Raw genomic sequence first — 25,981 nt, 5'->3', positions numbered from 1 at the left:
TCCAGGACAACCTTCGGGTGCACGCCGGCCTGGGCGATCTGTTCGGTCAGCGCGGCGGGGCTGTTGTCGAACCGCGCCTTTCCCAATCGCTCGCCACTCTCGGTCATCCGGACGAGGACCGAGCGGTGGCGGTGCAGGTCCATTCCGACGATCTGTCGCCCGTCGTAGTCTTGGTTACGGTCCATCAGGGGCCTCCTGCCTGTGGACGGTCGAGGTTCTTTTCCCTGGACCGAGCATCGTCCGCGCCCGGCCGGAGCGGGAGGCCCCGCTCCTTCATCGCATCAGCCGGTGCGCGCTGAGTGATGGATTCGGGGCGTGTGGTGACGGCCGGTGACCGTGGCGGTCGTCGGCTGGCAGGGCGTCAGGCGCGGGCTGCGGGTGGGAGCCAGGTGGTTCCGGTGAACGCGTCCCGGAGCACGGCGAGGGGGTTGACCGCGTGCTTGACGGCGGTTGAGAGCACGCCGCGGATCAGGTAGCGGTCCTTGGCGCGGTCGGGGTCGGTGAGCCGGCCGGAGATGTTCTCCTGGATCTTCGAGGGCCGCAGGTCGCGTTCTGCCTGGTTCGAGGTGGGTGGGATGCGCAGGTCGGTGGTGAAGCGCAGGAAGTCGTCCTCGCGGTTGCGGAGGGCTTCCAGCAGCAGGCGGGTCTTGCGGGCGCCGGGCCGGGTGTCGTCCAGGTGCTCGGTCGCGGCGAGTCCGATACGGACGGCGGCGCGCAGGCCGCGCATGCCCAGGTCCTTGATCCGCTCGGGCAGCGTGGTCTCGCCGCGTGTGCGGCCTCATGAATTCACCGGGCGGGCGGCTGCTGGTGACGGAGTGTGAGATCGGCAAAGGAGGGTGCCTCGACCTGCGATGATTCAGCTTCTCTACGACTGGATCATGCTGGGAAGGAGGCACCCTCCGGGTGTCGAAGCTTACTGGGTGGGCGGAGGGCCTGTCGCTGTCGACGGGCGGGCGGAAGCTGGTGGGCAAGGCAGGGATCGTGACGGTGCGGCGTCTCGCGGACAAGGTCGGGCTGACCGACGCGCTGTCGTCGGCGCTGGTGCGGCGGGACTTCCATCCGGTGCATGACCGGGGCGGGGTGTTGGTGTCGGCGGCCTGCGCGGTGCTGCTGGGGTCACGGTCGATCGCGGGGATCGATGTGATGCGGCAGGCCGCGCTGGTCCTTGGCCATCCGGCCTCCGCCTCCACGCTGTACCGCACCCTGGACGGGATCGGCCCTCTCCAGCTCGACAAGATCGCCTCGGCGCTGGCCAGGACCCGCTCCAGGGTGCACGACCTGATCGACCTGCGCCCCGGCGGGTTCCCCTGGATCCGGGTGGACGGCCGGCCACTGACCGGCTGGACAGTCCTGGACATCGACGCCTCCTTCGTGCCCGTGCACTCCGACAAGGAAGGCGCCGAACCCCACCGCAAAGGCTTCGGCCTGCACCCACTGCTGATCTTCCTGGACAACACCGACGAGCATCTGGTGTGCCGGCTACGGCCGGGCAGCGCCGGGTCGAACACCGCCGTGGACCACATCGAGGTCGGCGCCGAGGCGATACGCCGGCTGCCCACCCGCCGACGCCGCAAGGTCCTCTTCCGCGCTGATGGTGCCGGCGCCACCAAGGAGTGGCTCACCTGGATCACATCAGGCGGCAGAAACAAGGCCAACACCTGGGAGTACTCGGTGGGCTGGACCCGCGATGACGACTTCTGGACCGCGCTGGCCAAGGTCCCCCAGAAGGCATGGACGCCCGCGCTCGACGCGAAGGGAACGCCACGCGAGGACGCCGCCCTGGTCGAGATCACCGACCTGCTCGACCTCACCGGCTGGCCCGGGAGTCTGCGGATCGTCGTGCGCCGCGAGCCCATCCACCCCAAGTACGAAAAGGACCTCAAGCCCTACGAAGTGGCCACCGGCTTCCGCTACACCGTGATCGCCACCAACACCCCAGGCCGTCAACTGCAGTGGCTCGACGCCCGTCACCGCGTCCACGCACACGTCGAGTCCGGCATTCGAAGATCAAAAGCGCTCACCCTGACCCGGCTGCCCTCGGCCAAGTTCGCCCTGAACCAAGCCTGGTGCACCCTGCTCGCCCTCACCATGGACCTGATCTCCTGGCTGCAGCTCCTCGCCCTCGACGGCAAACTCGCCCGCGCCGAACCCGCCACCCTGCGCAGCGAACTCTTCGACATCCCCGCCAAACTGGCCGACCACGCCCGCAGCCGAGAGCTCAAGTTCGACCCCGCCTGGCCCGCCGCCCACCGGGCCGTCGCCGCATGGGACCGCGTCCAGGCCCTGCCCGACACCGGCTGACCACCAGCCCGCCGCCCCAACAACCCGGAAGGAGAAGACCCGCAGCACCCTCGGACCGTGGAAGCCGACGCCCACCGCGACGACACGCGGCACACCGCCCTGACCGGCACCGATCACACCGCGAAACGAACCGCTAGAAACCGGACACCCCAGCCGACCCCCTCAGACCGGCGCGCGCACGTGAATGATCGAGGGCGGGCCTGGTTGGCGCGGTGGATCAGCTCGCGCAGTTCGTCGGCGAGCTGGACGGGCCAGGTGTGGTCGGGGTAGAGCTCGGCCGCGCCGGCCAGGTCGCGCAGGACGTGGGCCAGGCACAATTGGTGGTCCAGGTCGCCCAGTTGGGTGCTGTCGTAGGTGTGGTAGCGGTCGTGGACGGTGACCGCGCCGGGTTCGAGGTCGGCGAGCACGGTCTGCCGGAACGTCTTCATGGACCGGTCGCCGAGCAGGAAGTGGGTGTAGAGGTCGGTGCAGGCGACGTGCAGGTAGCCCTTGGCCTCCTTCTTCCCCTCGGCGGGGGTGGCCGGTCCCACCTTGAGCGGAGTCTCGTCCGCGCAGACGGCGAACGCGAGGGTGATCAGCGTGCGGATCGCGAAGTCGCAGGCGTGAAGCGCCCGCGCGGCGCGCCGCAGCAGGGAGTGGACGAACCCCGCGGACGGCTCGGCGCCGGTCAGACAGGTGAGGATCTCCGCCACGCGGTGCACCGGCACGAAGTGGACGACCAGCAGGTAGACCGCGTAGGCGCGCAGGTTCGGCCCGTACTCGACGCGGCCGCCGCCCGCGCCATCGGGCCGGGCGGCGGTGTGCACCTTCCCGCAGGAGCAGGCCACCGCGTGCTGGTCGTACTGGGTGACGGTCACGGTGACCAGCGGGATCTCGTGCTGCTGGTAGCGGTCCACCACGCCCAGATCGTGCGCCGTGGCGAGGTCCACACCGCAGACGCAGGGACCCTCGGGGTAGCGGTCGCGGCGATCGTCGAGCTCGTCCTCCTCGCGCCAGCGCAGTGCGGTGCCGGGCGCGCCGGGCTGCTTGCCCTTACCCCGCCCGGACGGCTTCGCCCGCTGCTTACGCGGTGGGATGCGGCCCGGCCCGTCATCTCCCGAGGGCGGCATCGACGAGTTCGAGCTGTTGCGCGAGACCAAGTGCCGCAGCCGCTCCAGCTCGGCCTGCTGCTTCTCGAACTGCTCCATCAGCATGGACAGTTGCGCGGCCATCGCCTGGATCTGGCTGTTCTGCCGCTCGATCACCGCGTCCTGCTCAGCGATCCGGGACGCCTGCTCGCGGGCGAGCTCGACCAGCTCACCACGCGACAGCGACTCCAGACCAGACACACCATGATCCAACCACAGGGCGCCACCAGGACGCTCACGGGGTGTCAGGAGACCAGCACTCCCCGATTACCCGGTGAATGTTTACGTTTTGTGATCTTCGTTCAGGCGGTGCGGCCGTGCTCGAGCTGGAGCAGGACGAGGGCGGCTCGGGCGATGCGGGTGATGGCCGCGGGGTCGAGGCTGACCCTGCGCAGGGCCTTGAAAGTGACCTTCAGCAGGGCGTTGGCGCGTTCGGCGACAGCGTGGACGCCTCGGATCACGGCGTTGAACGCCTGGTCGCGCTCGGCGAGTTCACCGCCCTTGGGCTTCTTGACCGGGTGGCGGAAGCCGGGCCCGGCGTTCTCGTAGCCGAGGTCGGTCAGGGTAGGGGCGCCCAGGGTGGCGGCGAGCCGGTTCAGGGCGTCGACCAGTCCGTGGGCCCGTGCGCAGGTGGTGTCGTGCTCGCGGCCTGGGCGGACCGGGGAGACCCAGAGGGGCCAGCCGTCCGGGGCTGCGATGACCTGCACGTTTCCTCCGTGGTGCTTGTGCTTGCCGGACCACCACAGGTCCGCGCCGTTGGGGCCGGCGGCGGCCACGCGGTCGGTGCGGATGACCGTGCCGTCCAGGTTGAGGTGGGTGTACCCGGCTGCCGCCGCCCTCTCCAGCGCGGTGGACAGATCGGGCGCGTGGTCGGCAAGTACTGTCAGTCCTTCGTGCAGGTAGCGGTAGGCGGTCGGTACCGAGATGCTGTTGTCCCGGGCGAGTTGGGCCAGCCGGGTACCGTCGACGAACCAGCGCAGCACGAACACCGCCTGTTTGAAGACGCCCAGCGCGCGAGTGCCCTTGCGGGTCCCGAGCTGATCGCGGTGCCCGCGCAGCAGCTTCGCGAGATGCTCGGCGGTCGCCCTGCGGACATCGAGCACGGCGGTGTAGGTGATACTGGACGCCACGTGGAGCCTCTGGTTGTACGGAACGTGATCTTCGCAGACCCGTTCCTACCAGGGGCTTCACTCATGTCTGACGCCGGGTCACCATCCCACCGTCCCGCGTCATCACACACCGCAACCGTCACATTGCCGAGAAGACTTCAATGAGCTTCTTCGAGCTGGCCTCCGATCAGGTGATGGTCCATGAAGCGCAACAGGCGGGGCCCCCGGGCTGTTGATCGAGATGTCTGACGTCTCAATCACGTTGCTCGGGGGCCTCGTTGGTCATCTATCCTGCCGCACTTGACCTGCCGCATGCACTCGTGGAGTGGGTCACCATGCTGATCGTCACTCGTGAGGGCGACCGGCGCTGCAAGCTCCGCCCGTCACAGCGGGCGATGGTGGCACTGGTGTACCTGCGCGAACACACCACCCTGGCGAAGATTGCCGCCGGGTTCGGGGTCAGCGAGTCCACCGCCCACGCCTACACCCGCGCGGTCGTCGACCTTCTCGCCGCCCGTGCACCGGGCCTGCTCAAGACGCTGCGCGACCACGAACCCGACTTCGTCCTGCTCGACGGCACTCTCGCCGAATGCGACCGGGTCGGCGACGGCCGGGCCGACTACTCCCACAAACACCGACACCACGGCGTGAACGTGCAGATCGTCACCGATCCCGGCGGTCGGCTGCTGTGGCTCTCGTCCGCCCTGCCGGGCCGCACCCACGACCTGACCGCTGCCCGCACCCACCGGATCATCCGGATCTGCGAGCGCCAGGGCGTTCCGATCGTGGCAGATCTCGCCTACCCGGGCGCCGGTCCGTGGCTGACGACGGGCATCAAACGCAAGCCCCTGCAGGAACTGGCCCCCACCGACAAGACCCGCAACCGTGCCTGGCCGCAGCACGCGCACCCGTCGAACGCGGCGTCGCCCGCCGGAAGTCCTGGCGGATCTTCCGCAGGGCCCGTTGCAGCCCCAACCGCATGACGTCAATCGCCAAGGCCGTCCTCACCCTTGAGCTGCAACGCTGAAGAAGCTCAATGAATCAACGGAACCGCCTGGGGCAGCGATCACACCAAGCCCGGTGGGATCTCGGCGACGAGGACAACTGCGGTCGGCACCATGTGCTCGGGCAGCCACTCCCCTGCGTAGCGCCGCAGCGCCTCTGGCAGGGCCTCGAACTCCCGCGCCGCCATGGGATCGTTCACCAGAGGCCGTTCCGCGTCGGCGGGGGGAGGAGGAAGGGACACAGAGACCGCCCTGTTCTGCATCGGTCCGTCCGGAAGTAGCACCACATCGAAGCGGTCGATCCCCTGTGCCGACCAAGTCAGCACCGCCTCCCAGCCCATGTCGACGGCAAGATCGCGCAGATGCTGCGGGTCCACACAGGTCGTGGTGCCGGCGGCCGCGGGGAACAGGGGCGGCAGTCCGGCCTCGTCGGCTTCGCTCGCCAGCCGTGCGTTGGGTACACCACAGATCCGTACAGGCCGCCCCGCCCGACGGGAAACCAAGTCCGCCACCTGGCCAAGACGCTCCAGGTCGCGGCCCCACGTCACACCAGGGGCCGCATCGTCGAGCGTCACCAATTCGGTCGGCTCCTTGTGGAGAACGACCTCGTAACGGTGCCTGGTCAGCTCGTTGTGTTCGTCGCCGGGTTTCAGCCGGATCTCTGCCGCACAGGTTTCGCGTGCCGCTGCCCAGCGAGAGAACCATTCCGGCTCGATGAGGAGTTCCTTCTCCGCAGCGATAGCTTGCTCGGCGCGGGCGCTGCGCACGGCCGGTGAGAGTTGCGGATGCCTCGCCCCCTGGACGGCGGTCTGCAGCAGGCGCAGCGAACCGTTCCTGCGCACATCGCCGACGATGACGCGCCCGTGAGCGGGCAGGAGATCCCAGGCCCGAGTGAGTACTCGGTCCAAATACGTTTCGCTAGGAAAGTACTGCACCAGCGAGTTGAGCACCACAGTGTCGAAGAAGTCGCGCGGCAATCCCGTCATGTCATCGGCGGCCTGGCACCGCAACCGCACACGGTTCGACAGACCGCTCGCCGCCACCTGGGACCCCAGCCGGTCGATGACCACCGCCGAGAAATCCGTGCCCCAGTATTCCTCCACACCGGAGGCCACGCGAGCTAGCAGCAGTCCGCTGCCGACTCCGAGTTCCAGAACCGTGCGAGGCGACCACCGCGTGACCTGGTCCACCGCGGCATCTCGCCAGGCGCGCATCTGCTCCATCGGGATAGGGGCACCGGTATAGAGCGAAGTCCAGACGCCAAAGTCCTCGCCCAATTCCACTTCTGGCGAGTCCGCGTATACCATGTCGTAGACTTGCTGCCACTCGTCCAGTTGCTCACCCGATGCCGCAGGCTCAGCGCTCCCGCTCCACGTTGCCTTCGGAACGACATAGGCGACCGGCTTCCTCTCACCCCGAGGACCCTTCCGTATGGCCACAAGGACTCGGCCGACGTTCGGATGACCAAGGAGCGTCTTTTCGATCTCTACGGAGTCGATGCCGCGGTGCTCGTGCTTCGGGCGGGGGCCGACAGCGCCTGCATTCCGGCCCGAGTACTGAAGTCCGTCCGATGACGATGAGTTCATCGCGTTCACCTCGTGCTCATCAGCGAGTATTCAGAGAGCGGACACAGTGTCTTGCTCTCCAGCGGTCAAGAAGGGAACGATCTGGGCGAGGACACGAGTGATTTCCGCTATTCGTTCCGGGCCAGCATCCGACGTGAATTCCGGTGCACGCGCGGGCCCGTGGACGACAGTGAGCGGTATCGGCGAGTGGGTGAGGTCGGCCACGATCCGACCCGATACTTCCGCGCCACGCGGAGGCGAAGGTTCAGGCGGCCGCATCGAGGGGAACCGACGCGAAGCCGGGCCAGTTCTGTCAGACCGTTGTCTCATTGCCGGCACCACTCCAGAACTGCCATCGCGCTGTGCATTTTGTTCGTTGCCTGGTCGAAGGCGATGCTTGCCGAACCGTCCAGCACGTCGGCACTGACCTCGTCCCCCCGATGAGCGGGCAGATCGTGCATGAACAGGGCCTTGGGCGAGTGCTGCCAGAGGTGGGTGCCCACGTGAAACGGCCGAAAGGTCTCTCGCCAGTCCGGGTCGGCCTTTGTGGTGCCCGTCGTCTGCCAACGCGTCGTGTAGATGACATCGACATCCGTAGGAAGCTCGTCCATGTCGTGACGTTCGGTCACAAGCGCCGAGTTCTGCTCGGCGTGGAGCAGTGCCCTGGCACGGACCGATTCGCTGAGGCCGTAGCCAGGGGGCGTACGAAGGTGCAGTTCCGTGCCTTCGAACCGGCTGAGAGAGAGCGCCAACGCAGCCGCCGTGTTGTTGCCCTCTCCGATGTAGAGCACCCTACGGCCCTCCAGGCATCCGAACCTGCAGAGCATTGTGGTGAGATCGGTCAGGGCTTGCGTGGGGTGTTCCTCGTCGCTCATGGCATTGACGACGGGCATCTGCCGGTGTGCCCCGAGAGCTCGCATCTCGGCTGGGTCTCCGGCGGTTCTGGCCACGAGGACATCCAGCATCCCGGAGAGGATGCGCCCCGTGTCCTCGTACGACTCACCGGTGTTGGTCTGCCAGTCGTCGGGACCATAGCTGATGATCCGGGCTCCGAGACGCAGAGCACCGCTGGAGAAGGCGGTGCGTGTGCGGGTGGACGTCTTTCGGAAGTAGATGCCGACAACGGTACCGTTCAGGGTGTCGAACTGCCTCTGCCGACTCTGCGCTATTTCGGCCCCGCGCGCGATGACAGATCGGAGATCCGCGGCTGAGAGGTCGTCGAGCGAAATGACGTTTCGGCCGGCGGATGTCATGAGTGAACCTTTTCTGTTGTGGGTGATGGGGGCGAACCAGTTCCGTGGCTGTTGCGGGTTTCGAGGGGGTCGCTCAGCGGAGACGGCGGCTCGTCGCGCCCGCCGGACCGATATGCGTATATGGCGGCTTCCAGGCGGTTGCGGAGCCCGAGCTTTCGGAGGATTTCCTGCACATGTGACTTCACCGTCGAACTGGACACTGTCAGGTGGCTGGCTATTTCCGAGTTCGAAAGCCCTCGAGCAAGGTGGGTCAATACTTCGTTTTCGCGGCGGGTGAGCCGACGGGCCGCCGGAGTCGTGTCCGTGCGCAGCGCCGCGACTTCGTGTGCAAGGTGCCGGGCCAGTCCGCTCTCTACAGGCAGATAACCTGCCTCGATCATGTGGATCGTCGCGGCAAGCCCTTTGGCACTCATGCGCGAACGCGCGACGACGCAGGCGCCCAGTTGGAGAACGCCCAGATCCAACTGGGGTTCCTTGTCCGCCAGTAATATGATGGGCTCCGCCGACCTCTCGTTCACTCCCCTGATCTGTCGAACAATATCCGCTGCCCCCCATTCTAGTCCCGTCATGTCGACGAGAATCACGTCGACTTTAAGGCGATGATCGAGTTGGCGAACCATGGCTGCGTTTGCTATTTCGGCGGTTACGCGTAGCGATGGATCGGAGTCCAGTATCAGCTTGATCCCGTCACGCGAAATACTGTCCCTAGCGACCAGCAGAACATTCGTCTCGGACATTACTCTCATGTTTCCCCGTTGTGTGATTTCAGATCAGATGATCGGGATCCTCAGCCATGTTCTGAATAATTTGCAGAATAGAGAAGCTCATTCTCTGCACGGTGGCCACCTTGAAGAGGGAGACGGGATAGGTCAACACCCCTCGCAGGTTGCCATCGGGTTCGTTGACCATCGACAGCGTGAGGTCGAGTTTGGCTCTGTGCCAGTCCAGATCCTCGTCACTGATTCGAATCGTTTCATCGAATGCCAGTCCGCCGTCCGAGACGTCCTGCCACTCGAAAAGAATCTGGAACAGCGGGTTTCTGTTGAGGGTGCGCTCAGGGCGCAGGTCTTCGACGAGTTTTTCGAAGGGGAGGTCCTGGTGGGCGTAGGCGTCGAGGCAGGTGGCGCGGACCTGCCGCAGGATGTCGCGGAAGGTGGGCTGACCGGCAAGACGTGCGCGGATGATAATGGTGTTGACGAAGAACCCGATGAGGTCCTTGGTTTCCGGGCGGCTGCGGCCGGAGGTGAGCGTGCCGACAGCGATGTCGTCCTGGCCGGTATGCCGATGGAGGAGCGTGATGAACGCAGTGAGGACGGCCATGTAGAGCGTGGCGTCGCTCTGGCGTGCCAACGCGGTGAGGGAACGGGTGAGGTGGGGCGGCAGGGAGAACTCCACCGTGTGCCCCTCGGACTGCCAGACAGGGGGGCGGGCAAGGTCGGTGGGAAGTTCGACCGGTGTGTGCCGATCGAGTCTGCCGCGCCAGTAGACCAGGTGGGCCTCCAGTTCTCGGGGGGTGAGGTTGGCTGCCTGCCAGGTCGCATGGTCGGCGTATTGACCGGGGAGCGCGGGAAGCTGTGGCGGTCGGCGGCCGACGGTGGCCCGGTACAGTTCGCCCAGGTCGCGGGCGAGGATATCGAGGGACCATCCGTCGCAGGCGATGTGATGGAGACAGAGGGCGAGGAGGTTCCGGTCCTCGGCCAGCTGGATGAGGGTGGCCCTAATGGGGCCTTGAGTCGCGAGGTCGAAGGGCTGGGCGAGCGATTCGGCGAGCACGTCCTGGACACGGGTGTCGGCGGGCCCGTCGGGTTCTTGGGCGAGGTCGACGACGCCCAGGGGCAGCTCAGCGGGGAGATCGGCGGTCGCAACGGGTATGCCGTCGGGGGCGGTGATGCGGGTGCGCAGCACCTCGTGGCGTGCGACGAGCTGGTGGAGTGCCGACCGAAGGACGTCGGTGTCGAGGTCGCCTTCCAGGCGCCAGACGACGGGCACCAGGTACTCGGCCCCGTCCTCCCGCAACTGGTCGATCAGCCACAACCGCTGCTGGCCGAAGGACAAAGGCCGTCCGGAACCCTCCTGGCGTTCCGACTCGGCGGGGGCGTACTCGATCCGCTCGTCCTCCAGCGCCCTGGCGATGCCGGCCACGGTGCCAGCGCGGAACACCAGGTGAGTGGGGATGTCTCGGTGCAGCTCTGTGGCCAGTCTGAAGGCCATGAGCGTTGCCAGCAGGGAGTTTCCGCCCAGAGTGAAGAATCCGTCATGCACACCGAACCGGTCGGTGTGCAGCAACGTGCGCCACACCTCCCAGATCGTCTTCTCCAGCGGGCTGCTGGGGGGGACGTGCGGTTCCTGCTCGTGGTTCTGTGGACCTTCCATCGCGAGCAGAGCCGCTCTGTTCAGCTTGCCGTTGGGCAGCAGCGGGAACCGGTCGACGAAGACGATGCGTGAGGGGATCATGGTTCGTGGCAGTCGAAACTGGAGATGGGAGCGCAGGTCGCTCATTTCGCCGTGACTGCGACTGCCTGTCACGTAGGCCGTGAGGTGTTCCTGCCCGTCGGCCCTGGCCACCATGACCACGGCGTTGTCGACGGCCCGGTGCTCTTCCAGGACCCGCGCCACCTCGCTGGGTTCGACGCGGACGCCGTGAAGTTTCACCTGGTCGTCGATCCGTCCCACAAATTCGAGAAGCCCGTCCGATCGCCAGCGCCCGAGGTCGCCCGTCCGGTACAGGCGACTGCCGGGCCGGTCGCCGCAGTAATCCGGAACGAAACGCTCGGCGGTCAGCCCGGCCTGTCCCACGTAGCCGAGAGCGAGACCTTCCCCGCCGAGATAGATCTCACCGACGACTCCGTACGGAACGGGTGTGCCCTCGGGGTCCAGTACCCGGATCTCCGTGTTGTGCAGCGGGCGTCCTAGGGGCGCGATGGAGTGCGGCTCCCCCTCCTGAGAGGACCAACTGGCCACGTCGATCGAGCACTCCGTGGGACCGTACGTGTTGGTCACCTCGATGCCCAGGCGCTGCCTAAGGTCGTCGCACGCCTCGACGCGCAGCGGTTCGCCCGCGCAGGACACCAGCCGCAGCGAGTGGCACGCGTAGATCTCACCGAACTCGCGAAACAGCCGCAGCACGGAGGGCACCAGTTGCAGCACGGTGACGCCGTGACGCGTGATGCACCCGGCCATCGCTGCCGGATCGGACTCGGCTCCCACCGGGGCGAGGACCAGCCGGGCTCCGGCGACCAGGGGAGCCAGGATCTCCCAGGCAGCGGCGTCGAACGAGAGGGGTGTCTTCTGCAGGACCGTGTCCGATGGAACCAACTGGTGCCGCTCTATGGCCCACAGGACGTGGTTCCGTATGCCGCGGTGCGGGATGGTGATCCCTTTCGGGCGTCCCGTGGAGCCGGAGGTGTAGATCACATACGCGGGATCGCCAGACTCGACCCGGATGTCCGGCGTCTGCGAGGACTCGAGCGAGATCCGGCCCGCCACCTCGGGACTATCGAGAACGATGGACCGGCACGGCAGGGAACCGAACACGTCGGCCACGGCCGCCTGGGTGAGAACGGTGGCTGCCCCCGCCTCGGCTGTCATGCTCGCGAGACGGGCCCCGGGGTGGCTGGAGTCCAGCGGAAGGTAGGCGCAGCCCGCCTTGAGGACGGCGAGGAGGGCGACGATCATGTCCGCGGACCGGAGCATGCCCAGCGCAACGACGTCGCCGAGGCCGTGCCCTGCGGCCCTGAGATACCGTGCGAGACGGTTCGCACGGGCATCGAGTTCGGCGTAGGACAGGGACTCGTCCCCGACCGTTACCGCGATGGCGTCTGGGGTGCGCGCTGTCCGCGAGGCGACCAGGTCGTGCAGGCACAGGTCGGGACGTTCCACCGACGGGCCCTCCCCTAGTGCAAGAACGGCCCGCTGTTCCTCCCTCGGCAGAATGCCCAGCTGCGTCACCGTCGTGTCTGGGTCGGCGCAGGAGCTGCTTAGCAGGCTGCTGTAATGCCCGGCCAAGCGTTCCACCGAAGAGCGCTCGAAGAGGGCGGAGGCGAAGTTCACGACTCCGTGCAGACGGCCGTCGGGGTGCTCGGTCAGCTCGAAGGCGATGTCGAACATCGGGCTGTCGACCAGGAGGCCGAGGTTCTCCGCCCTGACGCCTGGCAAGTCCAGCTCCCTTTCGCTGTGGGTGCCCATGCTGAACAGGATCTGGAAGAACGGATTTCGGTTCGGCGTACGTTCGGGAGCCAGGTTATCGACGAGCTTTTCGAACGGTATCTGCTGGTGGGCGTAAGCGTCGAGGCAGATAGCACGTACGTGGCGCAGCACCTCGCGAAATGTGAGCTCGTCGGACACCTTGGCACGGATGGTGAGTGTATTGACGAAAAAGCCGATCAGGTCAGTGGTCTCCTCGCGGTTGCGGCCGACCGTTGGGGTACCGACAGTGATGTCGCTCTGCCCGGTGCGACGCGCGAGCAATATGAGGAACGCGGTGAGCAGGACCATGTAGAGGGTCGCGCTGTTCTCCCGGGCAAGAGACGAAAGAGCGCGGGTGAGGCCGGGAGGCAGGTCGAATTCGAGAGTGTCCCCGTGGGGATGCCAAATTTCGGGCCGTCGGTGGTCCGTCGGGAGTTCGAAGGGTGCATGCCCGCTCAAATGCCCGCGCCAGTACTCGAGGTCGTCATGCTGCCTTTGAGGAGTGAGGTGACTGGTCTGCCAGGCCGCGTAGTCGGCGTATTGGATGGGCAGCGCGGGAAGTTGCGCGGGTTGCCCGGTCGCGGCAGTCCGGTAGAGGCCGCCGAGGTCACGGGCGAGAAGGTCGAGGGACCATCCGTCGCAGGCGATGTGGTGCAGACAGATGACGAGGACGTGCTGGTCCGCTGCCACTCGTATGAGTTCGGCCTTGACGGGCCACTGGGTGGCGAGATCGAAAGGCTGGCCGAGTATGTCAGTGAGGCAGTCCCGCAGTCGTACTTCCGGGGATCCACGGGTTTCGCCGGTGTGGTCCGTCAGCGTGAAGGGGACGTCGGCCGGCGGGTCAACGATCTGGACGGGAACACCGTCAGGTGCAGTGATGCGGGTGCGCAGGATCTGGTGACGTGCGACTAGCTGGTTGAGCGCCGACCGGAGAGCGCCTGTGTCCAGAGAGCCGTGCAGGCGCCAGGCGATAGGCACCAGGTACTCGACCCCGCCCCCACGCAACTGATCGGTCAGCCACAACCGTTGCTGACCGAACGACAAGGGCCAGGAACTACGCATCCGATCTCCTTCTGTCAGCGCCGGATGGCGGGATGGAAGCTCTCCCCACCCCTGGCGAGCCAACCGGGGTAGCGACTGTCACGTCTGAAAACAAACTCCGGGGAGACGGGGAAAAATCACCAGAAACGACGGCTCCCATGGCGCGTACTTCCTCTCATGGCGCTCAAGGTGCTCGTTTCGAACGGCCCGGCAAGGTTATGAACTGCGCCTTTTACGAGATATTTAGAGATCGGCCATCGCGAACCCAGTCCGATTGAATCATGCGTCCGTTGAAGCATTCAACAGAGTGTGTGCGACCTGTCGCTGGATCAACAACTGTGCGACCCATGACAACCAGGGAATTCAAGCCACTTGGCTTGCAGGCCCATAGGCGAACAAACAGTGTGATTCCTCAACGCGCCTCAGCACTGCCACGAGACCCGCATAGCCACTGACCAGGGAGGCGGTCGACCGACCTGGACGATTCGTCCTTGATCGCGGGTGGCGGCGAGGAAGCCGTCCGAAAACGTGTGGGTCACGCCCTGGCCGCCCGACACCGGATCCGAGCTGATGTCCTCTACACAACCGGAATATCGGCAACCCGCCATTGGGAGGATTTTGGCGCAGAGATCCGCCGCACGGATGGTAGCCGTTGGAGAGGTGCCCTGGGCATCTTTGATCACGATGCCACGTACCTGACCTCGCTGGCGTATCCCGAGACCCGGTGGAGCCCTGATGAGCGACGAGCGTCATGACGACCGCGACTACAGCGTGGTCGTAAACGAAGAGGAGCAGTACTCGATCTGGCTGCTCGACAGGCCTGTGCCGGCGGGATGGCGCCGTGAAGGGACCACCGGCAGCCGCTCGGATTGTCTCGCCCACATAGAGGAGATCTGGACGGACATGCGCCCGCTCAGTCTGCGAAGGCGCATGCAAGCACACAATGGCACCGCGACATGAGCGTCCCGGCTGTGGGAGAACCGCTGTCGTACGCCCAGAAGCGGCTGTGGACGCTCGACCGGCTCCCCCACACGGAGACGTTGGCTGTCCCGATCGCTATCGGACTCGGCGGTGTCCCGGTCGACCGCGGTGCCCTCCAGGACGTGCTCCACGCGCTGGCCTCGCGGCACGAAGCACTGCGCACTCGGTTTCCTCTCGTGGACGGTCAACCGGTACGAATCGTCGAGGCGATACCCTCGGTCGGACCGCTCCCCGCGCAGCACGAGTCAGTGGACCTGTGCGCAGCCATCGCTCGCGAGACCGCACGGCCCTTCGATCTCATGGCCGAGCCGCCGTGGCGGGCGGGAATCATTGACGTACCGCAGCACGGTCCCGTCCTGCTGTTGACGGTGCATGCCATCGTCTGCGATGCACGGTCGGCCACCGTGATCCGGCGCGACGTCCAGGAACTGCGCGAGGCGCAGGCCCAGGGCAGACGGCCGCGGCTGGCCGAACTGCCCACGTCCTACGGGGCCTATGTGGTCCGGCAGCGCGAACTCCTTGCACGAGCGGAGTCGGCAGGCCGACTGGCGGAGCGCCGCGCGTCGCTAACTGGTCTTCCGCCGCTGCAACTGCCCACGAGTCGCACCCATGCGGCCGTACACAGTCCGCGGGCGGACGCAATCACGGCCGCTCTCCCCGCCGACACGTTGTCCGAGACTGCGAAGGTGGCTCGGCGACACGGCGTCTCCACCTCCACGGTCCTGCTCTCCGCGTTCGTCGGGCTGCTGGCCAGGTACTCCGGTCAGAGCGACTTCGCCGTCGGCAGCCGTGTCGACGGACGCGCTGACGCTGGTTGCGAGGGGATGGCGGGACACTTCGCCAACACTCTCGTCCTGGGTGTCAACACCACAGGCGCCCCCGTCTTCGACACCCTCGTCGACTTGGTCGCCGCCGCCGAGCGGTCGGCCCGTGGGGCCGGAGATATCCCCTTCGAACAACTCGTGGAATCGCTGGAAACGGACGGTGACCATTCCCGCAACCTGCTGTCGCAGGCCGTGTTTGACCACCGTGTGGCAGGCGGCACGACGACGCCGAGCGCCGGCCACGACGGGGGGAGCGTCCCGGACGTCCCCGACTTCGACCTGTCCCTCGCCGTTCTTACCGATCCTGACACTGGACAGGGCACGGTGCAGGTGCGCTACGCGGCCACCAAGTTCGACTCCGCGGTCATGCGGCACTTCGCGGAGCACTACAGCCGGCTGCTGACTCAGGCTATTGCCGAACCCGGCCGACGACTGTCCGACATCGATATCCTGACGCCGGTCGAACACGACACCATGCTCATCGGCTGGAACGACACCCGGACCGCTCGACCCGCTGCCATGGTCCCTGAACTCATCGCGCGGCAGGCCGCGCTGACGCCTGATGCGGTGGCCCTCGACGACGGCACGACACGGCTCACCTACCGGGATGTGCAGGAGCGCAGCGATTTGCTGGCCGCCCGGCTGCGGTACCTCGGGCTGGCGCCGGAGCAGGTCGCGGGTGTCTGCCTGGAACGCGGCCATGATCTAGTCACCGCCTTCCTCGCGGTCTGGAAGGCCGGGGGCGCCTACGTCCCGCTCGACCCCGCTTTGCCCGCCAGTCGACTGTCCTACATGCTCACCGACTCCCGGGCGGAGCTCGTCATCACCACGGGTGCTCTTCTCCCGGCGCTTCCGTCCGACTCCGGCATTCGCCGGCTTGTACTAGACGAAGCGCCCGAAAGCGATGCTGTTGACAAACAGGTGTGCGGCGACGCTCCGGCGACGGATCCCGACAGTTTGGCGTACATCATTTACACCTCCGGCTCCACGGGAAGCCCGAAGGGTGTCATGATCAGCCATCGGGGGCTGCAGAACTACCTCATGTGGGGCATCGAGGGGTACGCCCGCTCCGGACCGGCCGAGGGGGCTCCCCTCTTCTCCTCCGTCGCGTTCGACATGGTCATTCCGAATCTCTACGTGCCGCTCATGATCGGCCACCCAGTCCGCCTGCTGCCGGAGAAATTCGACCCGGCCGCGCTGGGATCCCTGCTCGTGGACACCGGCCCCTACTCCTTCATCAAGCTAACGCCGGGACACCTGGACATCCTCACCGACCAGTTAACGTCCGAACAGGCCACGGGACTGGCCGATCTGCTCGCGGTCGGGGCCGATTCCTTTCCCGGAACGGTGCTGGAGCGATGGCTGGCGCTGGCCGGTCCGAACGGCCCGCAGCTATTGAACGAGTACGGTCCGACGGAGATATCGGTGGCGAACTCCACCTACCCGATCACCGGGCCCGAAGGACCCGGAGTGCTGCCGATCGGCCGTCCCATCCCCAACACGACCGCATACGTCCTCAACGAGCACGCCATACCGCAACCCGTCGGTGTGCCCGGCGAGCTTTACATCGGAGGACTGGGCGTCGCACGCGGGTACCGGAACATGCCCGCAGTAACCGCCGAGAACTTCCTGCCCGACACCTTCTCCACGGCCCCCGGCAGCAGGCTCTACCGCACGGGCGACCGGGCCTCCTGCCGTGCCGACGGCACAATCGAGTTCCTCGGCCGGATCGACGACCAGGTCAAGGTCGGCGGTTACCGCGTAGAGCCCGCAGAGGTGATCGGGGCCCTCGTCGCCCACGCCGACGTGACCGATGCCCTCGTTGTCGCGGACGGGGACGGAGCGGCTGCCCGGCTCGTGGCCTACGTGGTGTCGCGCTCCGCCGAACGGTTCGATGCGGATGCCATGGCCCGGCACTGCGCGTCTCTGCTGCCCGCATACCTGGTGCCGGCCCTCTTCATGTCCGTCGACCGGATCCCGCTCAACGCCAACGGGAAGGTCGACAGGTCGTCTCTTCCGGCGCCTGTCGTCCCCGTCAACGGGCCGCACCTCCCGAGCAACGAACTGGAGACCACAATCGAGTCGATCTGCAGGGACCTGCTGGGTGCCGAGAAGCCGCTGGACGTGTCACTGCCCTTCTTCCACTTGGGTGGTACCTCGATCCTCGCGGCGCGCCTCGCCGCCCGGGTGGGCGCCGAGTTCGGCACGACCGTGCCGCTGCGTGTGGTCTTTGAGCAGCCCGCGATCAGAGATCTCGCGCAGTTCGTCGCCGCCCAGCTGCGCGACGAGATCACCCACCTCACGGACGAAGAGGTGATCGCCCTCGCCGGGGGCGAAGCGAGGGGCGGACGATGACAGACAACGTCGAAGCACTGCGTGCACAACTGCTGAGGCGCCGCATGGCCGGCGGTGGTACCGGCAGCTCCGACCCGGTCATCAGGACGACCGATCGGCGCACGGGCATGCCGCTGTCATCGGGCCAACGCAGACTGTGGTTCCTCGACAATTTCCAGCCAGGCAGCACCGACTACCTGGTGCCCTTTGTGCTGAGGCTGTCGGGGAGGGTGAACGTCGACCTCTTGCGACGGGCGTGGCTGCGCGTCATAGACCGCCATGAGATCCTGCGCACGCGCTACCGGCTCCAGGCCGATGAACCCGTCCAGGACGTGATGGCCACCGGTGGCGACAGTTTCGCTTTCACCCATGTGCGGGCACCGGCGGACGGTGAGGACGGCCCGGAGGCCGACGCCCTGCGGCTCGCTGAGAGCCTCGCACGGTCGCCCATGTCGCCCTCCAATGGTGACTGCGCGCGGATGCACCTGGTCACTGCTTCCGCCGAGCGTCACTACCTGGTGATTCTGTTCCACCACATCGCCATCGACGGGTGGTCCGAGCGCGTGCTCTGGCGCGATCTGAGCGCCTGCTACCAGGCCGAATCGCTGGGCACTGAACCCGACCTCGCCGCTCTGCCCATCCAGTACCGCGACTACGCGGGGTGGCAGCACGAGTGGCTGGCCTCCGCGCATGCGGCACGGTCGCTCCGTCACTGGGACGAGCGGCTCAGCGCTCTCGTACCCCTGGAGCTTCCCACCCTGCGGGCCCGCCCACGTGTCCGGTCGGCCGCCGGTGACGTGGTCCGCTTCGCTGTCCCCGAAGCGCTGACACGAAAGGTTCACCGGCTTGCGCAGGAGCAGAACACGACGCCGTTCGTCGTCCTCCTGACAGCATTTCAGTTGCTGCTGGCCCGCTACACCGGTCGTGAGGACGTTCACGTCGGGATCCCCGTCGCGGGGCGCGATGAGATCCGGACGCACGAACTGATCGGCTTCTTCGTCAACACCGCCGTCGTTCGTACCACTTGGAGCGGAAACCCGACCTTCACCGAACTGCTCGCCCGTGGGCGCACCGGGGTGCTGGACGCGCTCGAACACCAGGCGATTCCCTTCGAGACACTGGTCGAGCGCTTCGATCCGGAACGGGATCCCTCCAGACTCCCGCTGGTCCAGGTGATGTTCGGGTACCAGGAGGCAACCCCCGTCGAACTGGACCTGCCCGGAGTCGCTGTAGAACCGGTCGAAGTGACAGGACAAGGGGCGAAGTTCGACCTAAACCTCCAGATCGAGGACATCGGCTCGCAGTTGCGGTGCGCGCTTGAGTACGCCACCACGCTCCGCACCGCCGAGGAGGCCGAGCGCACAGGACGCCACTTCATGCGGCTCTTGGAGAGCGTCTGCGCCCAGCCGGATGCGCCACTGTCCGACCTCACCTACGTCACCGACACGGAACTGCACAGCTTGGTGACCAAGGCAAACGACACAGCCAGGAAGCGCTCGTGGACGCCCCTCCACGAGGTTGTCTCCGCGCAGGCCCGGCTTCACCCCGAAGCTCCGGCGGTGATGACCCGCGACGAGGTGCTCGACTATGGCGAACTCGAAACGCGTGCCAACCGGCTCGCACGGCATCTGCGGGAGTGCGGCGCGGGGCCCGAAACCCTGGTAGGTGTAAACCTGCCGCGGAGCCCCTCCCTCCTCGTCGCGTTCCTCGCGGTCCTTAAGGCGGGCGCGGCCTACCTGCCGCTGGAGACCACGGATTCGGCGAACCGCAAGGCGTACATTCTGCATGACGCCCGGGTGCATCTCGTGATCAGCGACGAGGAGCACGCGACCGGCCTGGCCGAAGCCACCGGCGCCACCTGCGTTCTGCTCGACCGAGATGCCGCTACCATCGACCGCCGACCGGGCACGGATCCGGCCGTGCACGTCGATCCTGACACCTTGGCCTATGTCATCTACACCTCCGGCACCACCGGCCGCCCCAAGGGGGTGATGAACAGCCATCGAGGGCTGATCAACTACCTGTGGTGGACGACTGAGGCGTACCTGCGGGCGGACGGCGGAACCGCCCTGTTCTCCTCCGCGGCCTTCGACCTCGTGGTGCCAAACATCTACACGGCCTTGATGACCGGTCGTCCAGTACACCTCCTGCCTCAGGACTTCGACGTCTCCGAACTCGGCTCCCTGCTCCTCAAAGCCGGTCCGCTCAGCTTCCTGAAGATGGCTCCTGGCCACCTCGAACTGCTGGCTGACCAGCTCGACGACGGACAGCGCACCAGGCTCGCCGGCCTGGTCATCGCGGCGGGCGACCGGTTCACCCACCACTTGGCCGACAATTGGCGCTCCGGTACGGACCGGCCCCTCGCGGCGGAGTACGGTCCCACCGAGATCACCATAGGGAACTCGGCCCACTTCATCGACGGACCGGTGGAGACCGACCTCGTGCCGATCGGCAGACCGATCCCCAACACCACCGCGTACGTACTCGACAGCCACCTGCGCCCGGTACCCGTCGGCGTGGTCGGAGAGGTGTACGTCGGTGGAGTCGGCGTGACGCGTGGCTACATCCATCAACCAGGACTGACCGCGGAGAAGTACCTGCCAGATCCCTTCTCGGCCGAACCCGGCTCCCGCCTCTACCGCACCGGCGACCTCGCGCGCGTCCTGCCGGACGGCGCCTTCGATTTCATCGGCCGCGTGGACCGCCAAGTCAAAGTGCGTGGATACCGAGTCGAGCCGGCGGAGGTCGAGAACGCACTCAGCAAGCATCCGCAGGTGCAGACGGCGGTGGTGGTCGCTCACCGCGGCAGGACCGGATCGCACGAGCTGAACGCCTACGCCGCGCCCACCGCCGATACGCCCATGCCCGACCAGGCAGAACTGCGTGCCTTCCTCGCGGATCGGCTGCCCGCGTACATGGTTCCCACGGCAATCGTCGTGCTGGCGGAGTTCCCGCTGACCCGGAACGGCAAGATCGACATCAGTGCCCTACCCGAGCCCGGCAGGGACGCCCGCGTGGCCGACAGCCCGACGATTCTCCCCAGCACCGCCACCGAAGCGGAACTCGCCGCAGTCTGGTGCGAGGTGCTGGGTGTGCGGGGCATCGGCGTACGGGACAGCTTCTTCGAGCTGGGCGGGGACTCTCTTCGGGCGGTCGCGCTGGTAGGGGCCCTGCGGCGGCGAGGGTTCGACGTCTCGGTCAGGGACGTGTTCGAACACCGCACCGTGGAGGATCTCGGACGCACCGTCGGCCCCCGCGCCGAACAGAATCTGGAGGAGCGCGGAGTCCGCCCTTTCGAACTGCTCGGCGGGGCGGACCGGGCCCTGCTCCCGGACGACGCTGTGGACGCCTACCCGCTGTCACGGATCCAGCTCGGCATGGTGCTGGAGATGATGTCGTCCAAGGAGGAAGGCAACTACCACAATGTGACGTCGTATCTCATCCGCGACTCCCGACCGTGCGCGCACCAGGCGTTCCAGGCCGCCGTCGACTTCGTGGTGGCGCGCCATGAGGTGCTGCGCACCTCCATGGACCTCAACAGGTACTCCGAGCCTGTCCAGTTGGTGCACCGACACGCAAAGCTCACCGTCGGCCTGATGGATCTCCGGGGCCTCGACGAGGCGGCGCAAGACGCGCAGCTGCGCTCCTACATGAGCGAACAGCGCAATCAACTATTCGACCTGGCTGATGCGCCGCTGTTCCGGTTCTTCATCCACCAGTACGACGAACACTGGCGGATGACCTTCACCGAGTTCCACCCGATCCTGGAGGGCTGGAGCCTCCATCTGATGATCATGGAGGTGCTCGACTGCTACCGGCGGCTCCGGGACGGTCTGGAACTGCTCGCGGCGCCGGCCCCGGCGATCCGCTACGCAGACTTCATTGCGCTGGAACGCCGCGAGCTGGCGGACCCCGTTCACGCTGCCTACTGGAAGGAAGCCGTCGCCGAGCATCCCCCGCTCGCCCTGCCCGAGGCATGGGGTGACACCGAGAGCGGCCCGGTCAAGCGGATCTACATCCACTACGCCGATCTGCAGCCCGGACTGCGCGAACTGGCGCGTCGGGCGGACGCCTCCATGAAGAGCGTCATGCACGCGGCCCACCTGCGTGTGATGGCGTCGATGACCGCGGACGCCGCGTTCTCGGCGGGCCTGGTGTGCGACACCCGGCCGGAAGTGGCCGGGGCGGACCGGGTCTACGGCATGTATCTCAACACGGTGCCCTTCCCCTACCCCGGTACCAAAGGCAGCTGGATCTCGCTGGTACGCCAGGTGTTTCGCACCGAGATCGAACTGTGGCCGCACCGGCGCTTCGCGCTCGGCAGCATTCAGCGGCAGAGCGGCGGACGACGTGCCGCAGACGTCTGCTTCGCCTACCTCGACTTCCGCACGGTCGACACCGAACTGGTGGACCTCGACGCGGGCATCGACGACAGTCCCAACGAGTTCCCTCTCATGGTCGCCACCCACGGCGGCTGGGTCTCCCTGTCGAGTCGACCGCAGGATGTGAGCCCGGCCCGTCTGGACGCACTCGGGCAGATGTACCGCCAGGTCCTGGCGGCCATGGCCGCCGATCCGGAAGGTGCCGCGAATCTGCCCCTGCTCTCGGACGCGGACCGCGCCGTCCTCCTCCGCGAGCCCGCCCCCGCGCGGGCCGGTATCGCGGATGTCGTACCGGCTCACCGACTCGTGGAACAACAGGTCGCACGGACGCCGAACGCCATCGCGGTGACCTTCGAGGATCAGAACCTGACCTACGAGGAAGTGAACGCACGGGCGAACCGGCTCGCCCACCGGCTTCAAGCCCTCGGGGTGACGCCGGAGTCCGTGGTCGGCGTCCATCTCGAACGCTCCGTCGAACTTGTCGTGTGCCTGCTCGCCATACTCAAGGCAGGTGGAGCCTTCCTGCCGATGGATCCGGAGCACCCGGCCGCGCGCCACCGCCACATCGTCAAGGAGGCAGCACCCGCGCTCGTCGTCACCTTGCGCAAGTGGGCGGGCGCCCTCCCCACGGGAACCCGGGTGCTGTGCCTGGACGTTGATGGCGCCGATATCGCGGTGGGCCCTGCAGACAACCTGCCTCCCACCGTGCACAACGGCGATCAGCTTGCCTACGTGGTGCACACCTCCGGGTCAACTGGCCGCCCCAAAGGCGTGCAGAACACTCACCGCGGTCTGAGCAATGAACTGCGGTGGACGCAGGCGACCTATCCGCTCGGCGGCACGGACTCGATCATCCAGAAGACTCCCATGAGCTTCGACGTTTTCGTCGCGGAACTCTTCTGGCCGCTCCTCGCCGGAGCCCGTCTCATCGTGGCCCGTCCGGGCGGCCACCGCGACGCGGAGTATCTCGCGGATCTGGTCGAACGGGAGCGCATCACCACGCTGCACTTCGTCCCGAGCATGCTGGCGGCGTTCCTGGCCGGCCCGGAGCTAGCCAGGCAGTGCGCGCGCCTGCGCCATGTGGTGTGCAGCGGCGAGGCGCTCACGGCCAGTTTGCGGGAACGCTTTCACCAAACGCTGCCGTGGGCCAGGCTCAGCAACCTCTACGGTCCTGCGGAAGCCGCCATTCACGCGACGGCCTGGGACTGCCGCCAGCAGGACACCGGCTCGATCGTGCCCATCGGCACTCCGATCGACGGGGTGCGTGCCTACGTCTGCGACCACAGACTCGGAATCCTCCCGGTCGGCGTACCGGGCGAACTCCTGCTCGGCGGTGTCGGAATCGCGCGCGGGTATCTGAACGGACCCGGACAGACGGCCGACCGGTTCGTGCCAGATCCCTTCTCCGGGACTCCTGGCAGCCGTCTCTACCGCACCGGCGATCTGGCACGCGTCCTGCCCACTGGTGATCTGGAATACCTCGGCAGGGCCGACCGTCAGATCAAGCTGCGCGGCGTCCGCATCGAACCTGCGGAGATCGAGTCGGTGCTCCGATCCCTCAATTCCGTCTCCGACGCGGCTGTGGTGGCAAGACGGGACGACGCGGGCGACCCCCGTCTGGTCGCCTACGTGGTGCCTGCGGCCGGAACGGAGCGGGAGACCCTCCCCGATAGCCTGCGCACCCGATGCCGTGGCGAACTCCCCGCGCCCATGGTGCCAGCCTTCTTCATACCGTTGGAGCGGATCCCTGTCTCGGCGAACGGCAAGCGAGACCTCGAGGCCCTGCCCCCGCTCACCTCCCTGGAGCTGGACCGGACCGGCGCGGCACCACCGCGCAGCCGTACAGAGCTGGTCCTGCTGGACATCTGGGAGGAGATCCTCGAAACGTCCGGCATCGGCACGGACGACAACTTCTTTGCCTGTGGCGGCCACTCCCTGAGCGCCGTCCGGCTGCTGACGACGCTCCACCAACGCGTCGGGGTGCGGTTGCCGATGTCGGCGCTCTTCGAACGCCCCACCGTGGCCGGTCTGGCGGAACTGATCAGCGAGGACCGGGTGACCGGCTCACGCGCCCTGGTCACGTTGCGCGCCGGGGCGGGAACCCCTTCGTTCTGGGTGCACCCCATGGGCGGGACGGCCTTCTGTTACCGCGATCTGGCTCGCGCGCTCCCCGAAGGTACAGCCGTGCACGGGTTCCAGTCCGTCGGCCTGGAACCGGGACAGTCGCCCCATACCTCCGTACCCGACATGGCTGCCTCCTACCTGGCCGAGGCCAGAGGGTCGCACCCCGGCGGTCCCTGGCAACTGGGGGGTTGGTCCTTCGGCGGACTCGTCGCCTACGAGATGGCGCGACAGTTGGCCGTGGCCGGGGAGGAGGTCGCCCCGCTGATCCTGATCGATCCCGGCCATCCCCTGGGCGACGGCGAACTCTCCCTTGACGAACCTAGCGTCATGTCCGCCTTCCTGCGCTTCTTCGGACGGCTCAACGGCATCCCGCTGGAGGTGGATCCGCAGACCCTGGCCCGTCTGTCTCCGGAGGCACTCCGCGCGGACGTGCTCTCCCGCGTCCGAGGCGCACACCTGCTCCCGGCCGTGGAAGAGGACGAGACGCTCCACCGCCTGTTGAACGTCTTCATCGCCAATTACCACGCCTACGCCCGCTACCGCCCCGAACCGTACGACGGCGCGGTCCGGCTGCTCAGCGCGGCGGACGAGGATCCCGCCGCCGCGCTGGAGCGATGGTCGAGGGTGTGCCGTGGCGAACTGAGGGCGGCGGAGCTGCCGGGCGACCACTTCGGTGCCGTCAGACCGCCGAACACACGGACTGTGGCCGCAGGGCTGTCGACTGTGTCGCGCGGCCCGTCAGACGAGATGAGGCACCCATGAAAACCGACGACGGGTCGGACGCGAATCCCAGTGGTCACCTGATCCTCACCCTGCAGGAACGCGACGAACTGCGAGCTCTTGTGCAGGACCTCGTAGACGCGCCGCCCAACCGGCTGGAAGACCCAAAATGGATTGACGCGGCGCGCGAACGCTCCTGCCATCTGCCCGTCCGCCTGCGTGAGGCGGTTCGGCTCTTCCGCGCCGACCCCGGCCTCGGCGGCGTCCTGCGGATCAGCGGTCTGCCCACTGGAACCGTGCCGGCAACACCCACCGAGAAGGACTCGGTAGAGCACCAGACCACCGTCGCGGCCGCCGCACTCGTGCTCTGTGTGATGGGGCTGGGCGAGCTGGCCGCCTTCCGTCCCGAGAAGCACGGCGCTCTGGTGCAGAACGTCGTCCCAGTTCCCGGCCGCGAGTCCTCCCAGAGCAACGCAGGCTCACAGAACCTGAAGATGCATGTGGAGAACGCGTTCCACACGATGCGGCCGGACTACGTCGCCCTCTCGTGCCTGCGCAACGATCACGATGGAAACGCCGGGCTGCAGGTGGCCTCGGTCCGGCTCGCGTTGCGCGAGGTGCCCGAAAAGCACCAGCGGATCCTGCGGGAGGCACGGTTTCGCACCTGTCCCCCGCCCTCGTTCAACGGCGGGGGAAATCCGGTCGTCCACCCTGTGCTCGACGGTGCGGCGGACGATCCGAACGTGCGGGTGGACTTTTCGAGCACGAGCCCGCTCGACGACGAGGGCGCAGCTGCCATGGGCGCCCTGCACGACGCACTGGATTCGGTACGTGTGTCCCTGCTCCTTGCCCCCGGGGACCTGGCCGTCATCGACAACCGTCTCGTGCTCCACGGCCGGACCGCCTTCTCGCCCCGCTACGACGGGAACGACCGGTGGTTACACCGATCCTTCGTACACCTAGACCCTCGCAGAACGCGCGCGCTGCGAACAGGTGGCGGATATGTCATCGACTGACCAGGAGGATCTGTT

13 protein-coding genes and 1 pseudogene are annotated in these 25,981 nt (G+C 66.9%); 6 read left to right on the top strand and 8 right to left on the bottom strand.

What is annotated here, in order from left to right; all coding sequences use genetic code 11:
• Together AB0N07_RS32845 and AB0N07_RS32840 are read right to left on the bottom strand one after the other, a co-directional pair.
• Positions 1 to 185: hypothetical protein (locus AB0N07_RS32845; protein WP_365841325.1), on the bottom strand; the 185-nt coding region annotated here is incomplete at its 3' end.
• Between the two features lie 176 nt (positions 186 to 361).
• Positions 362 to 727 (bottom strand): transposase, encoded by a 366-nt coding sequence (locus AB0N07_RS32840; RefSeq protein WP_365841323.1) that lies wholly within the window; start codon positions 725 to 727, stop codon positions 362 to 364.
• Positions 728 to 903: 176 nt separating this feature from the next.
• Here AB0N07_RS32840 and AB0N07_RS32835 point away from each other — a divergent pair, with 176 nt between their 5' ends.
• Positions 904 to 2,301, top strand: coding sequence for an IS1380 family transposase (locus AB0N07_RS32835; RefSeq protein WP_365841321.1), 1,398 nt, complete (start codon positions 904 to 906; stop codon positions 2,299 to 2,301).
• Positions 2,302 to 2,414: 113 nt separating this feature from the next.
• On the opposite strand, the gene AB0N07_RS32830 is transcribed toward AB0N07_RS32835, so the two are convergent.
• A complete protein-coding gene (locus AB0N07_RS32830) occupies positions 2,415 to 3,629 on the bottom strand; it encodes a transposase (RefSeq protein ID WP_365841319.1) in 1,215 nt (404 codons plus the stop codon).
• Between the two features lie 101 nt (positions 3,630 to 3,730).
• Positions 3,731 to 4,558, bottom strand: a complete 828-nt coding sequence (locus AB0N07_RS32825) for a transposase family protein (RefSeq protein ID WP_365841317.1) — start codon at positions 4,556 to 4,558, stop codon at positions 3,731 to 3,733.
• A 257-nt stretch (positions 4,559 to 4,815) separates the two neighbouring features.
• Here AB0N07_RS32825 and AB0N07_RS32820 point away from each other — a divergent pair.
• Positions 4,816 to 5,564 (top strand): annotated as a pseudogene (locus tag AB0N07_RS32820) (transposase family protein).
• A gap of 39 nt (positions 5,565 to 5,603) precedes the next feature.
• On the opposite strand, the gene AB0N07_RS32815 reads toward AB0N07_RS32820, so the two are convergent.
• The 4 genes from AB0N07_RS32815 to AB0N07_RS32800 form a co-directional block, all read right to left on the bottom strand.
• Entirely contained in the window at positions 5,604 to 7,127 is a 1,524-nt protein-coding gene (locus AB0N07_RS32815) for a methyltransferase domain-containing protein (RefSeq protein WP_365841327.1), read from the bottom strand.
• A gap of 305 nt (positions 7,128 to 7,432) precedes the next feature.
• Positions 7,433 to 8,359 (bottom strand): ornithine carbamoyltransferase, encoded by a 927-nt coding sequence (locus tag AB0N07_RS32810; protein ID WP_365841315.1) that lies wholly within the window; start codon positions 8,357 to 8,359, stop codon positions 7,433 to 7,435.
• Positions 8,356 to 9,096: a response regulator transcription factor gene (locus AB0N07_RS32805; RefSeq protein WP_365841313.1), complete on the bottom strand. Its 741-nt coding sequence runs from the start codon at positions 9,094 to 9,096 to the stop codon at positions 8,356 to 8,358. Before AB0N07_RS32805 ends, AB0N07_RS32810 begins: the two co-directional genes overlap by 4 nt.
• A 28-nt stretch (positions 9,097 to 9,124) precedes the next feature.
• Complete coding sequence (locus AB0N07_RS32800) at positions 9,125 to 13,606, bottom strand: amino acid adenylation domain-containing protein (protein ID WP_365841311.1); 4,482 nt, start codon at positions 13,604 to 13,606, stop codon at positions 9,125 to 9,127.
• A gap of 714 nt (positions 13,607 to 14,320) precedes the next feature.
• Here AB0N07_RS32800 and AB0N07_RS32795 point away from each other — a divergent pair.
• The 4 genes from AB0N07_RS32795 to AB0N07_RS32780 are packed head-to-tail and all read left to right on the top strand — an operon-like array spanning position 14,321 to position 25,966.
• Positions 14,321 to 14,545: an MbtH family NRPS accessory protein gene (locus AB0N07_RS32795; RefSeq protein WP_365841309.1), complete on the top strand. Its 225-nt coding sequence runs from the start codon at positions 14,321 to 14,323 to the stop codon at positions 14,543 to 14,545.
• Positions 14,542 to 17,745 carry an amino acid adenylation domain-containing protein gene (locus AB0N07_RS32790; protein ID WP_365841307.1) on the top strand — a complete coding sequence of 1,068 codons (3,204 nt, stop codon included), beginning with the start codon at positions 14,542 to 14,544 and terminating at the stop codon, positions 17,743 to 17,745. The genes AB0N07_RS32795 and AB0N07_RS32790 overlap by 4 nt, the downstream gene beginning before the upstream one ends.
• The gene (locus tag AB0N07_RS32785) at positions 17,742 to 24,992 is read left to right on the top strand and encodes an amino acid adenylation domain-containing protein (RefSeq protein ID WP_365841305.1); all 7,251 of its coding nucleotides are present in this window, start codon (positions 17,742 to 17,744) and stop codon (positions 24,990 to 24,992) included. The genes AB0N07_RS32790 and AB0N07_RS32785 overlap by 4 nt, the downstream gene beginning before the upstream one ends.
• Positions 24,989 to 25,966 (top strand): TauD/TfdA family dioxygenase, encoded by a 978-nt coding sequence (locus AB0N07_RS32780; RefSeq protein WP_365841303.1) that lies wholly within the window; start codon positions 24,989 to 24,991, stop codon positions 25,964 to 25,966. Before AB0N07_RS32785 ends, AB0N07_RS32780 begins: the two co-directional genes overlap by 4 nt.
• Positions 25,967 to 25,981 lie beyond the last annotated feature (15 nt).

It is taken from the genome of Streptomyces sp. NPDC051172, from assembly GCF_040682555.1.
Taxonomy (GTDB): domain Bacteria; phylum Actinomycetota; class Actinomycetes; order Streptomycetales; family Streptomycetaceae; genus Streptomyces.
This window is presented reverse-complemented; position numbering and strand designations above follow the sequence as displayed.